The organism is Streptomyces tsukubensis (assembly GCF_003932715.1).
Taxonomy (GTDB): domain Bacteria; phylum Actinomycetota; class Actinomycetes; order Streptomycetales; family Streptomycetaceae; genus Streptomyces; species Streptomyces tsukubensis.
Genome location: NZ_CP020700.1, coordinates 1246953 through 1259288, shown reverse-complemented (window position 1 = coordinate 1259288; position 12336 = coordinate 1246953). Strand labels below are relative to the sequence as shown.

The window sequence follows — 12336 nt, the reverse complement described above, 5'->3', positions numbered from 1 at the left end:
ATGTTCCGCCGCACCTTCTGGTTCACCGCGGGCGCCGCAGCAGGCGTCTGGGCGACCACCAAGGTCAACCGCAAGATCCAGCAGCTCACCCCCGAGAGCCTCGCCGCACAGGCCGCGGGCCGCGCGGTCGACGCGGGCCACCGGCTGCGGGAGTTCGCCCTCGACGTCCGCGCCGGAATGATCCAGCGCGAGGAGGAGTTGGGCGAGGCACTGGGCACCAGCACGCCGCCCGGTACCGAACTGCCCGCCCAGCGGGCCCGCCCCGCACTCGGCGGCCCCGCCCGCGGCCCCCGCGCCGCCCACCCGAACCGCCCCCACACTTCGTACAACCGGAATGAGGACCACTGATGGAGTCGGCTGAGATCCGCCGCCGCTGGCTGAGCTTCTTCGAGGAGCGCGGGCACACCGTCGTGCCCTCCGCGTCGCTCATCGCGGACGACCCGACTCTGCTGCTGGTCAACGCGGGCATGGTGCCGTTCAAGCCGTACTTCCTCGGGGAGAGCCGCCCGCCCGCCCCGCGCGCCACCAGCGTGCAGAAGTGCGTCCGCACCCCGGACATCGAAGAGGTCGGCAAGACCACCCGGCACGGCACCTTCTTCCAGATGTGCGGCAACTTCTCCTTCGGCGACTACTTCAAGGAAGGCGCCATCAAGTACGCCTGGGAGCTGCTCACCGCGCCCCAGGACAAGGGCGGCTACGGCCTCGACCCCGAGAAGCTGTGGATCACCGTCTACAAGGAGGACGACGAGGCCGAGCAGGTCTGGCGCGACGTCATCGGTGTGCCCGCCGAGCGCATCCAGCGCCTCGGCATGGGCCCCAACTTCTGGTCGATGGGCGTCCCCGGCCCCTGCGGCCCCTGCTCCGAGATCAACTACGACCGCGGTCCGGAGTTCGGCGAGGAGGGCGGCCCCGCCGTCAACGACGAGCGGTACGTGGAGATCTGGAACCTGGTCTTCATGCAGTACGAGCGCGGCCCGGGCCAGGGCAAGGAGGACTTCCCGATCCTCGGGGAGCTGCCCTCCAAGAACATCGACACCGGCCTCGGTCTCGAACGGCTTGCCATGATCCTCCAGGGCGTGCAGAACATGTACGAGACGGACACGCTCCGGGTCGTCATGGACAAGGCCACCGAGCTGACCGGTGTGCGGTACGGCGCCGAGCACACGTCCGACGTCTCCCTGCGCGTGGTCGCCGACCACATCCGCACCTCGGTGATGCTCATCGGTGACGGTGTCACCCCCGGCAACGAGGGCCGCGGCTATGTGCTGCGCCGCATCATGCGCCGCGCCATCCGCAATATGCGCCTGCTCGGCGCCACCGGCCCGGTCGTCGCCGCGCTGGCCGACGTGGTCATCCGGACCATGGGGCAGCAGTACCCCGAGCTGATCACGGACCGCAGCCGGATCGAGGCCGTCGCCCTCGCCGAGGAGGCCCGCTTCCTCAAGACCCTCAACGCCGGCACCAACGTCCTCGACGGCGCCGTGACCGAGGCCAAGCAGGCCGGTTCCGCCGTCCTCGCCGGCGACAAGGCGTTCCTCCTCCACGACACCTGGGGCTTCCCCATCGACCTCACCCTGGAGATGGCCGCCGAACAGGGCCTCTCCGTGGACGAGGAGGGCTTCCGCCGCCTGATGAAGGAACAGCGGGAGCGCGCCAAGGCCGACGCCCGGTCCAAGAAGACGGGCCACGCCGACCTCTCCGCCTACCGTGAGGTCGCCGACACCTCGGGCACCACCGAGTTCACCGGCTATGTCACCAACGAGGGCGAGGCGACCGTCGTCGGTCTGCTCGTCGACGGCGTACCGTCGCCCGCCGCCGTCGAGGGCGACGAGGTCGAGGTCGTCCTCGACCGCACCCCGTTCTACGCCGAGGGCGGCGGCCAGCTGGCCGACCAGGGCCGGATCCGGCTCGACTCCGGCGCCGTGATCGAGGTCCGCGACGTCCAGCAGCCGGTGCCCGGAGTCTCCGTGCACAAGGGTTCGGTCCAGGTCGGCGAGGTCACCGTGGGCGCCTCCGCCCACGCCGCCATCGACGCCAGGCGGCGCCGGGCCATCGCCCGCGCCCACAGCGCCACCCACCTCACCCACCAGGCCCTGCGCGACGCCCTGGGCCCCACCGCCGCCCAGGCCGGCTCCGAGAACTCCCCGGGCCGCTTCCGCTTCGACTTCGGCTCCCCGGCCGCCGTCCCCGGCACCGTCCTCACCGACGTCGAGCAGCGGATCAACGAGGTCCTCTCCCGCGAGCTGGACGTCCAGGCCGAGGTCATGAGCCTGGAGGAGGCCAAGAAGGCCGGCGCCATCGCCGAGTTCGGCGAGAAGTACGGCGAGCGGGTCCGGGTCGTCACCATCGGTGACTTCTCCAAGGAGCTGTGCGGCGGTACGCATGTCGGCAACACCTCCCAGCTCGGACTGGTGAAGCTGCTCGGGGAGTCCTCCATCGGCTCCGGCGTGCGCCGGATCGAGGCCCTGGTGGGCGTCGACGCCTACAACTTCCTGGCCCGGGAGCACACGGTCGTCGCCCAGCTCCAGGAGCTGGTCAAGGGCCGTCCCGAGGAGCTGCCCGAGAAGATCTCCGGCATGCTCGCCAAGCTCAAGGACGCCGAGAAGGAGATCGAGAAGTTCCGCGCGGAGAAGGTGCTGGCCGCCGCCGCCGGGCTCGCCGCGGGCGCCCAGGACGTCCGGGGCACCGCCCTGGTCACCGGACGGGTGCCGGACGGCACCACCGCCGACGACCTGCGCAAGCTGGTCCTCGACGTCCGTGGCCGGATCCCCGGCGACCGGCCGGCCGTCGTCGCCCTCTTCGCGGTCGCGGGCGGCCGTCCGCTGACCGTCATCGCCACCAACGAGGCCGCCAGGGAGCGCGGGCTCAAGGCCGGTGAGCTGGTCCGTACCGCCGCCAAGACCCTCGGTGGCGGAGGCGGCGGAAAGCCGGACGTCGCCCAGGGCGGCGGCCAGAACCCGGACGCCGTGGACGACGCCGTCGCCGCCGTCGAGCGCCTGGTGGCCGAGGTCTCGTGAGACGCGGACGCCGCCTCGCGATCGACGTCGGGGACGCCCGCATCGGGGTCGCCTCGTGCGACCCCGACGGGGTCCTCGCCACCCCGGTGGAGACCGTGCCGGGACGCGATGTCCCGGCCGCCCACCGGCGGCTGCGCGCACTCGTCGAGGAGTACGAACCCATCGAGGTCGTCGTCGGGCTGCCCCGCTCCCTCAACGGGCAGGAGGGCCCGGCCGCGGGCAAGGTCCGGACCTTCGCCCGGGAGCTGGCGCGGGGCATCGCCCCCGTACCGGTGCGGCTCGTCGACGAGCGGATGACGACGGTCACCGCCGGACAGGGTCTGCGGGCCGCGGGAGTGACGGCCAAAAAGGGCCGTTCCTTCATCGACCAGGCGGCCGCCGTGGTGATCCTCCAGAACGCGCTGGAGTCCGAACGGGCGTCGGGAGCACCCCCCGGTGAGAGCGTCGAAGGGATTGTCTGATCGCGATACGGTAACGTTCCGCGCCATCGGGCGGCTTATTCGAACGGCTGCCGCACTGAACCGTACAGCGGGACGTACACCCGCCCGACTCGCGGCCCTAGGGGATCAATGACTGAGTATGGCCGGGGCCCCGGCTCCGAACCGTGGCACCCCGACGACCCGCTCTACGGCGACCAGGGGCAGGGACCGCAGTCCGTTTCCGGCCATGATCCCTACGCCGGCGGTCAGCAGCAGTACCAGCAGCACCCGGGCGGGCCGCAGCAGGCCTACGGAGTCCAGGACCCGTACCAGCAGCAGGCCCAGCAGCAGAACCAGCAGCAGGTACACGACCCGTACCAGCAGCAGTACCCGCAGCAACCCGGCGGGCAGTACTACCACCCCGGTGACCAGCAGCAGCACCAGCAGCAGTACGACGGCGGGCAGCCGGCGTACGGCACGGGCGACGGCACCCAGGGCGGGCACGCCCAGTGGGACGGGGGAGCGTACTCCCAGCAGCAGCCGCAGGACCCGCAGTACCCGCACCAGGGCCACGGCGGGCACCCGCACCAGCCGCAGCACCAGGGCGGAGAGCCGCAGCAGCAGGCGCACCACCAGCACGCCCCGCAGCAGGGGCAGGCGCCGCATCCGGCCGACCCCGGGATCGCCTACGGAGCCGCACCCGGCGACAGATACGCCGCCAACCCCGCCGACACCTACAGCGGGCCCGTCCCCGGCTACCAGGACCACGCCGAGGCCGACCACTACGCCACCCCCGACGCCTACCCCCCGCCGCAGCCCCCCGGGCGGCGCCCCGCCGAGCCCGAGGCCCGGGAAGGGGCCTGGGACGCCGAGGCCCCCGAGGAGGAGAAGCACCCCTTCTTCACCGGTGACGGCGAAGACCGCGACGACAGTGCCGCGGACGACGACGATCCGGCCGCCTCCCGGACCTCCCGCCGCCGCGGCGGCGACGGAGCGGGCGACGGCGAGCGCCGGGGCCGCCCCAAGAAGAAGAGCCGCAACGGCTGCGCCTGCCTGGTGGTCTCCGCGGTACTGCTCAGCGGCCTCGGCGGCGTCTCGTACTTCGGCTACCAGTTCTGGCAGGGCCAGTTCGGCTCCGCCCCCGACTACAGCGGCGCCGGCAGCGGCTCCGTCGTCGTCGAGATCCCCCAGGGCGCCGGACTGGCGGAGATCGGCCGCATCCTGAAGCAGCAGGGCGTCGTCAAGAGCTCCGGGGCCTTCGTCTCCGCCGCCAACAGCAATCAGCGTGCCAAGGGCATCCAGGCCGGTGTCTACACCCTCGCCAAGGAGATGTCCGGCGCCAACGCGGTCAAGGCGATGCTCGACCCGCGCAGCAGCAGCAACATGATCATCCCCGAGGGCAAGCGGAACGCCGAGATCTACGCCCTGATCGACAAACGCCTCAGCCTCAAGGCGGGCACCACCGCCACAACGGCCAAGGAGCAGTCCGGCAAGCTCGGACTGCCCGCCTGGGCCAAGGGCGGACCCGATATCCAGGATCCGCTGGAAGGCTTCCTCTTCCCGGCCTCCTACCCCGCCGCCAAGGGCATGAAGCCCGAGGCCGTCCTCAAGAAGATGGTCGCCCGCGCCAACGAGGAGTACACCAAGGCCGACGTGGTCGGGAAGGCCGCCGGACTCGGTCTGAAGAACCCCCTCCAGCTCGTCACCGTCGCCAGCCTGGTGCAGGCCGAGGGCAAGTACAAGGAGGACTTCGACAAGGTCGCCCGGGTCGTCTACAACCGGCTCAAGCCGGACAACACCGAGACCAACGGCCTGCTCGACTTCGACTCCACCGTCAACTACGCCCGGGGCGAGAGCAAGCTCGCCATCGGCAGCGTCAACAAGGTCCGGAAGTTCAAGCACCCGTACAACACCTACAGCATCACGGGGCTGCCGCCCGGACCGATCGGCAACCCGGGCACGGCCGCCATCAACTCCACGTTGAACCCGGCGGAAGGCGACTGGTACTACTTCGTCTCGGTGACCGAGGACGAGACGGTGTTCTCGGTGACCCACGAGGACCACGAACGGGCCCGCCAGCGGTATCTGGCGGAGCTGAAGAAGAACCAGGAGTGACCGGCTTGATCAGCGTGACCCCAGGACGCGGCGGTGCGGAGGACGGCCGTACGGACGGTACGGCGAAGCGGCGCGCGGCGGTCCTGGGGTCGCCGATCGCCCATTCGCTCTCGCCCGTCCTGCACCGCGCCGCCTACACGGCGCTGGGGCTCGCGGAGTGGACGTACGACCGCTTCGAGATCGACGAGACGGCGCTCCCGGGCTTCGTCCGCGGTCTCGACGCCGACTGGGCCGGGCTCTCGCTGACCATGCCGCTCAAGCGGGCGATCATCCCCCTGCTCGACGGCATCAGCCCCACCGCGGCCTCGGTGGAGGCCGTCAACACCGTCGTACGCGACGGCGAGGGCCGCCTCACCGGTGACAACACCGATATCCCCGGAATGGTCGCCGCCCTGCGCGAGCGGGGCGTCACCGCCGTACCGTCCGCGGCCGTCCTGGGCGCGGGAGCCACCGCCGCGTCCGCGCTCGCCGCGCTCGCCCGGATCTGCGAAGGCCCCGTCACCGCGTACGTCCGCGGACCGGCCCGGGCCGCCGAGATGCGCGGCTGGGGCGAGCGCCTCGGCCTGGACGTCCGCACCGAGGACTGGGAGCGGGCCGCCGCGGCCCTGGACGCCCCGCTGGTGATCGCCACCACCCCCGCCGGGGCCGCCGACGCCCTCGCGGACCGGGTCCCCGAACGGCCCGGCACCCTCTTCGACGTCCTCTACGACCCCTGGCCCACCCCGCTCGCCGCCGGCTGGGCCGAACGCGGCGGGGCCGTCGTCGGCGGTCTCGACCTCCTCGTCCACCAGGCCGTCCTCCAGGTCGAGCAGATGACCGGCCGCAGTCCCGCACCGCTCGCCGCGATGCGCGAAGCGGGCGAACGGGCCCTCCGCGCCCGCTGACCGGCGCCCTGGGCGGTCTTCCCGCGGCCCCGGCCCGGAGTCCGACTGCTGGACCGGGCACGGAGCCGCCCCCGGGACATGGGAGGATCGGTGGCGGGCGGGCCGGTGCCGCGCACCCGGCCGGGCCCGCAGTTCGAGGCGCGAGCATGAGGAGCACCGTTGAGCAGGTTGCGTTGGCTGACCGCGGGGGAATCGCACGGACCCGCACTGGTGGCGACGCTGGAGGGACTTCCCGCCGGTGTCCCGGTCACCACGGAGCTGGTGGCCGACCACCTCGCCCGCCGGCGCCTGGGCTACGGCCGCGGCGCGCGGATGAAGTTCGAGCGCGACGAGATCACCTTCATCGGCGGGGTCCGGCACGGGCTCACCCTCGGCTCCCCGGTCGCGATCATGGTCGGCAACAGCGAGTGGCCCAAATGGGAGAAGGTCATGGCGGCCGACCCCGTCGACCCCGACGAGCTGGCCGCGCTCGCCCGTAACGCACCCCTGACCCGCCCCCGGCCCGGCCACGCCGACCTCGCGGGAATGCAGAAGTACGGCCTCGAAGAGGCCCGGCCGATCCTGGAGCGCGCCAGCGCCCGCGAGACCGCCGCCCGCGTCGCCCTCGGCGCCGTCGCCCGCTCCTACCTCAAGGAGACCGCGGGCATCGAGATCGTCTCCCACGTCGTCGAATTCGGCGCCGCCAAGGCCCCCAAGGGCGTCTACCCGACCCCCGCCGACGTCGAGCGGCTCGACGCCGACCCGGTGCGCTGCCTGGACGCCGACGCCAGCAAGGCGATGGTCGCCGAGATCGACCAGGCCCACAAGGACGGCGACACCCTCGGCGGAGTCGTCGAGGTGCTCGCGTACGACGTCCCCGTCGGACTCGGCTCCCACGTCCACTGGGACCGCCGCCTCGACGCCCGGCTCGCCGCCGCGCTCATGGGCATCCAGGCCATCAAGGGCGTCGAACTCGGAGACGGCTTCGACCTCGCCCGGGTCCCCGGCTCCCAGGCCCACGACGAGATCGTCGCCACCGCCGACGGACTGCGCCGCACCTCCGGCCGCTCCGGCGGCACCGAAGGCGGCATGTCCACCGGCGAGCTGCTCCGGGTGCGCGCCGCGATGAAGCCCATCGCGACCGTCCCCAAGGCCCTCGCCACCGTCGACATCACCACCGGCGAGGCCGCCTCCGCGCACCACCAGCGCTCCGACGTCGCCGCCGTCCCCGCCGCCGGGATCGTCGCCGAAGCCATGGTCGCCCTGGTGCTCGCCGACGCGGTCGCCGAGAAGTTCGGCGGCGACAACGTCGCCGAGACCCGCCGCAACGTCCGCTCCTACCTCGACAACCTGCACATCCGGTGAGCGCCCCGCTGATCGTCCTGGTCGGGCCCATGGGCTCCGGCAAGTCCACGGTGGGGGAGGTACTGGCCCGGCGCCTCGGCGTCCCCTACCGCGACACCGACGCGGACATCGTCACCGCCGAGGGCCGGGAGATCTCCGACATCTTCATCGAGGACGGCGAACCGCACTTCCGCGAACTGGAGCGGGCCGCGGTCCGGGAAGCCCTCGCCGTCCACAGCGGGGTGCTCGCCCTCGGCGGCGGTGCGATCCTCGACTCCACCACCCGCGCGCTCCTCTCCGGACTGCCCGTCGTCTACCTCTCCCTGGAGGTCGACGAAGCCGTCCGGCGCACCGGGCTGAACCAGGCCCGGCCGCTGCTCGCCGTCAACCCCCGCCGCCAGTGGCGCGAGCTGATGGACGCCCGGCGCCCCCTCTACACCGAGGTGGCGCGGGCCGTCGTGGCCACCGACGACCGCACCCCCGACGAGGTCGCCGCCGCGATCCTCGACGCCCTGGAGCTGAAGGACTACCCCGCATGACCGAGCAGGCAGTGACCCGGATCCGGGTCGGCGGCACCGAGGGCACCGCCCCGTACGACGTCCTCGTCGGCCGGCAGCTCCTCGACGAGCTGCCCGGACTGATCGGGCGGGCCCAGAGGGTCGCCGTGCTCCACCCGGAGGCGCTCGAAGGCACCGGCGATGCGATCGCGGAAGACCTCAAGGCCCAGGGGTACGAGGTCGTCGCCGTCCAGGTGCCCAACGCGGAAGAGGCCAAGACCGCAGAGGTCGCCGCCTACTGCTGGAAGGCGCTCGGACAGTCCGGCTTCACCCGCACCGATGTGATCGTCGGAGTCGGCGGCGGCGCCACCACCGACCTCGCCGGCTTCGTCGCCGCCACCTGGCTGCGCGGGGTCCGCTGGATCGCCGTGCCGACGACGGTCCTCGGCATGGTCGACGCCGCCGTCGGCGGCAAGACCGGCATCAACACCGCCGAAGGCAAGAACCTCGTGGGCGCCTTCCACCCGCCCGCGGGCGTGCTCTGCGACCTCGCCGCACTGGAATCCCTGCCCGTCCACGACTACGTCAGCGGCCTCGCCGAGATCATCAAGGCGGGCTTCATCGCGGATCCGGCGATCCTCGAACTGATCGAGTCCGACCCGGAGGCCGCGCGGACCCCTGCCGGACCGCACACCGCCGAGCTGATCGAACGGTCCATCCGGGTCAAGGCCGACGTCGTCTCCGGCGACCTCAAGGAATCCGGCCGCCGCGAGATCCTCAACTACGGCCACACCCTCGCCCACGCCATCGAGAAGAACGAGCGCTACAAGTGGCGCCACGGCGCGGCCGTCTCGGTCGGCATGGTGTTCGCCGCCGAACTGGGCCGGCTCGCCGGACGGCTCGACGACGCCACGGCCGACCGGCACGCGGCCGTCCTCCAGTCCGTCGGCCTGCCCCTCACCTACCGCGGCGACCAGTGGCCCCGGCTGCTGGAGACCATGAAGGTCGACAAGAAGTCCCGCGGCAACCTGCTCCGGTTCATCGTCCTCGACGGACTCGGCAAGCCGAACGTCCTGGAAGGACCCGACCCGGCACTGCTGCTCGCCGCCTACGGGGAAGTGTCGTCATGAGCCGCCGGGTACTCGTCCTCAACGGCCCCAACCTCGGCCGCCTCGGCTCCCGGGAGCCCGACGTCTACGGCGCCACGTCCTACGCGGGACTGGTGGACACCTGCCGCACCCTCGGCGAGCAGCTCGGTCTCGACGTCGACGTCCGCGAGACCAACGACGAAGCCGAACTGATCCGCTGGCTCCACGAGGCGGCGGACGGGGCGATTCCGGTGGTGCTGAACCCCGGCGCGTTCACGCACTACTCGTACGCCATGAGGGACGCGGCGGCACAGAAGACGGCACCCCTGATCGAAGTCCACATCTCCAACCCGTACGCACGGGAGGCGTTCCGGCACACCTCGGTCGTCGCCGCCGTCGCCACCGCCACGATCGCGGGCTTCGGCCTCGGGTCCTACCGGCTGGCGCTGCGGGCGCTGGCGGAGGAACTGGCCCCCTAGCGCGGGGTCGCCTCCCGCTGGGGGGCCTGGGGGCGGGGTGCCGCCGTGGGTGGCTTGTGCCGGGGCCCGGCCGCGGGCCGTGGGTGGCTGGTCGCGCAGTTCCTCCCCCTACGCCTGGCGGCGTGGGAGGTACCCCCACCTACGCCTGGCGGCGTGGGAGGTACCCCCACCTACGCCTGGCGGCGTGGGAGGTACCCCCAGCGCCCCTGTGGACCCGTTCTTTCCCGTCCCTGCGGGTTCGGGCCCTGCGGTGGTCGGGTCGCGTTGCTCCGTGGGGTAGGCCCGGGGCCTTTTCCGGTGCGGGTAGGTCGGTGGCCTCCGGGCTCACCTCCTCGCCGGCGGCGGTGCACCGCCCCGAAGCGCGTCCTGCTGGTCGCCACCGGCTGCGGGGGCGACCCTGCACCCCCCTCCCACGACACCCCGGCCTGTCCCCTGCGGTCAAGCAGCCCGTGGTGTCCCGCAGGAGGGGGCTTCCGCGGTGCGGGGAGGTACCGTTCCTCGGCAGGGGCGGGGAACGACCGCCGTACGAAGCGAACGAGACGGAGTCGCACCGGATGCAGCACCCGACAGGGGCCCCGATGCCGCCTCGCCATCAGGGGCAGGGCGGTGCCACCGGTCCCGTACCGCCTCCGCATGCCCCCGGCTGGGCCCAGCCGGGACCGCCGCACCCCGCCGCGCCTCCGCCGAGGCCCGAGGCCGCGCTGCCGCCCGTCCCGTCCCCCGCGGAGCCGGAGAGCGGCACCGGTGCGACGACCCTCGCCGTCCTCCTCATCGGGCCCGCCGGCGCGGGCAAGACGACCGTGGCACGGCACTGGGCCGCCCGCCGCCCCGTGCCCACCGCGCACATCAGCCTCGACGACGTCCGGGAATGGGTGTGCTCCGGATTCGCCGACCCCAAGGCCGGCTGGAACGAACACTCCGAGGCGCAGTACCGCCTCGCCCGCCGCACCTGCGGCTTCGCCGCGCGCAACTTCCTCGCCAACGGCATCTCCTGCATCCTCGACGACGCCGTCTTCCCCGACCGCCCGGTCGTCGGGCTCGGCGGCTGGAAACGCCATGTCGGACCCGGGCTGCTGCCCGTCGTCCTCCTCCCCGCCCTGGAGACCGTCCTGGAGCGCAACGCCCAGCGCAGCGGCAACCGGCGGCTGTCGGACGAGGAGGTCGCGAGCATCCACGGCCGGATGGCCGGATGGTACGGATCCGGGCTGCCGATCATCGACAACACCAAGTACGACGTGGAGACGACCGCCCGCGTCCTCGACGAGGCCCTCGCCCGGGCGATCGCCAGCCCCCCGTCCTGGTAGCCGGGAGACCGGTCGGACGCTCTGGGCGCGCCGCGCGGCGCGAACGCTCGTACGCTCGGATCATGGCAGAGGTGTTCGCGGCCCGCCGCGACCGGTTGCGGGAGCGGTACGCAGAGAACGGCGGCGCGGTCCTGATCTCCCGCCCCGCCAATGTGCGCTATCTCGCCGGGACGGCCCCGCCGGGGGCCGTCCTGCTGATCGGGCCGGCCGCCGGAGACGGGGACACCCTGTGCTGCCCCGCCACCCCGCTCTCCGGCGCCACGGTCACCGGCCGCCCCGACGACGGGCTCCGCCCGGCCCTGCTGCCCGAGGACGGCCCCGACCCCGTGATCGCGGCGGCCGGGCTGGCCCACCGGGCCAAGGCCGGGGAACTCGCCGTCGAAGAGCACCATCTGACCGTCGCCCGCTACCGCGCCATCGGCTCCGAACTGCCCCGGCTCCGGCTGGCCGACGTCGGGCTCGCCGTCGAGCGCCAGCGGATCGTCAAGGACGAGGAGGAGATCGCCTGCCTCCGGATCGCCGCCGAGATCACCGACCAGGCGCTCGGCGAACTCCTGGAATCCATCCTGGTGGGCCGCACCGAACGGCATCTCGCCCTGGAGCTGGAGCGCCGGCTGGTCGACCACGGCGCCGACGGCCCCGCCTTCCCCACCTCCGTCGCCACCGGACCGAACTCGGGCCGCCGGGGCCACCGGCCCACCGACCGGCGGGTCGAGGAAGGCGACTTCCTCACCGTCTGTGTCGGCGCCGACTACCGCGGCTACCGCTGCGAGATCGGCCGTACCTTCGTCATCGGCACCACCCCGGCGGACTGGCAGATCGAACTGTACGACCTGGTTTTCGCCGCCCAGCGGGCCGCCCGGGAATCCCTGCGGCCGGGCATGGCCTACCGCGACGTGGACCTCGCCGCGCGCCGGATCCTCGACGGTGCGGGCCATGGAGCGGGCCTGGCGCCGCTCACCGGGCACGGGGTCGGGCTCGAAATCGACGAGGACCCGCAGTTGACTCCGGCGGCCATGGGTAAACTGGACGCTTGCGTGCCGGTCACCGTCGAACCGGGGGTCCACCTTCCGGGCCGGGGCGGGGTCCGGATTGATGACACGCTCGTCGTACGCCAGGAGGCGGACGGCGGACCCGAGCTACTCACCATCACGACCAAGGAGCTGCTCGCGCTCTAGCGGGCGCGTACCGCGGTGGCCCCAGGTCGTCC

General features: G+C 72.8%; 11 protein-coding genes. All 11 read left to right on the top strand.

Going from position 1 to position 12336, the window contains the following annotated elements; genetic code table 11:
• A complete protein-coding gene (locus tag B7R87_RS04135) occupies positions 1-348 on the top strand; it encodes a DUF6167 family protein (RefSeq protein ID WP_006350335.1) in 348 nt (115 codons plus the stop codon).
• Complete coding sequence (alaS, locus tag B7R87_RS04130) at positions 348-3017, top strand: alanine--tRNA ligase (RefSeq protein ID WP_006350336.1); 2670 nt, start codon at positions 348-350, stop codon at positions 3015-3017. The genes B7R87_RS04135 and alaS overlap by 1 nt, the downstream gene beginning before the upstream one ends.
• Complete coding sequence (gene ruvX / locus B7R87_RS04125) at positions 3014-3478, top strand: Holliday junction resolvase RuvX (protein ID WP_006350337.1); 465 nt, start codon at positions 3014-3016, stop codon at positions 3476-3478. Before alaS ends, ruvX begins: the two co-directional genes overlap by 4 nt.
• Positions 3479-3586: 108 nt before the next feature.
• Positions 3587-5551: an endolytic transglycosylase MltG gene (gene mltG / locus B7R87_RS04120; protein WP_006350338.1), complete on the top strand. Its 1965-nt coding sequence runs from the start codon at positions 3587-3589 to the stop codon at positions 5549-5551.
• A gap of 14 nt (positions 5552-5565) precedes the next feature.
• Positions 5566-6435, top strand: a complete 870-nt coding sequence (locus tag B7R87_RS04115; protein WP_045853152.1) for a shikimate dehydrogenase — start codon at positions 5566-5568, stop codon at positions 6433-6435.
• Positions 6436-6594: 159 nt separating this feature from the next.
• Entirely contained in the window at positions 6595-7779 is a 1185-nt protein-coding gene (gene aroC, locus B7R87_RS04110; protein ID WP_006350340.1) for a chorismate synthase, read from the top strand.
• The gene (locus tag B7R87_RS04105) at positions 7776-8297 is read left to right on the top strand and encodes a shikimate kinase (RefSeq protein ID WP_006350341.1); all 522 of its coding nucleotides are present in this window, start codon (positions 7776-7778) and stop codon (positions 8295-8297) included. Before aroC ends, B7R87_RS04105 begins: the two co-directional genes overlap by 4 nt.
• Positions 8294-9385 carry a 3-dehydroquinate synthase gene (gene aroB / locus B7R87_RS04100; RefSeq protein ID WP_006350342.1) on the top strand — a complete coding sequence of 364 codons (1092 nt, stop codon included), beginning with the start codon at positions 8294-8296 and terminating at the stop codon, positions 9383-9385. The genes B7R87_RS04105 and aroB overlap by 4 nt, the downstream gene beginning before the upstream one ends.
• The gene (gene aroQ, locus B7R87_RS04095; RefSeq protein WP_006350343.1) at positions 9382-9822 is read left to right on the top strand and encodes a type II 3-dehydroquinate dehydratase; all 441 of its coding nucleotides are present in this window, start codon (positions 9382-9384) and stop codon (positions 9820-9822) included. Before aroB ends, aroQ begins: the two co-directional genes overlap by 4 nt.
• Positions 9823-10376: 554 nt before the next feature.
• Entirely contained in the window at positions 10377-11126 is a 750-nt protein-coding gene (locus tag B7R87_RS04090; protein WP_006350344.1) for an AAA family ATPase, read from the top strand.
• A 62-nt stretch (positions 11127-11188) separates the two neighbouring features.
• A complete protein-coding gene (locus tag B7R87_RS04085) occupies positions 11189-12304 on the top strand; it encodes an aminopeptidase P family protein (protein WP_040916841.1) in 1116 nt (371 codons plus the stop codon).
• The last annotated feature ends 32 nt before the right edge of the window (positions 12305-12336 follow it).

Coding starts and splice junctions, on each gene's coding strand:
- B7R87_RS04135 (WP_006350335.1), top strand. CDS start 1: ATGTTCCGCCGCACCTTCTGGTTCACCGCGGGCGCCGCAGCAGGCGTC.
- alaS (WP_006350336.1), top strand. CDS start 348: ATGGAGTCGGCTGAGATCCGCCGCCGCTGGCTGAGCTTCTTCGAGGAG.
- mltG (WP_006350338.1), top strand. CDS start 3,587: ATGACTGAGTATGGCCGGGGCCCCGGCTCCGAACCGTGGCACCCCGAC.
- aroB (WP_006350342.1), top strand. CDS start 8,294: ATGACCGAGCAGGCAGTGACCCGGATCCGGGTCGGCGGCACCGAGGGC.
- aroQ (WP_006350343.1), top strand. CDS start 9,382: ATGAGCCGCCGGGTACTCGTCCTCAACGGCCCCAACCTCGGCCGCCTC.
- B7R87_RS04090 (WP_006350344.1), top strand. CDS start 10,377: ATGCAGCACCCGACAGGGGCCCCGATGCCGCCTCGCCATCAGGGGCAG.
- B7R87_RS04085 (WP_040916841.1), top strand. CDS start 11,189: ATGGCAGAGGTGTTCGCGGCCCGCCGCGACCGGTTGCGGGAGCGGTAC.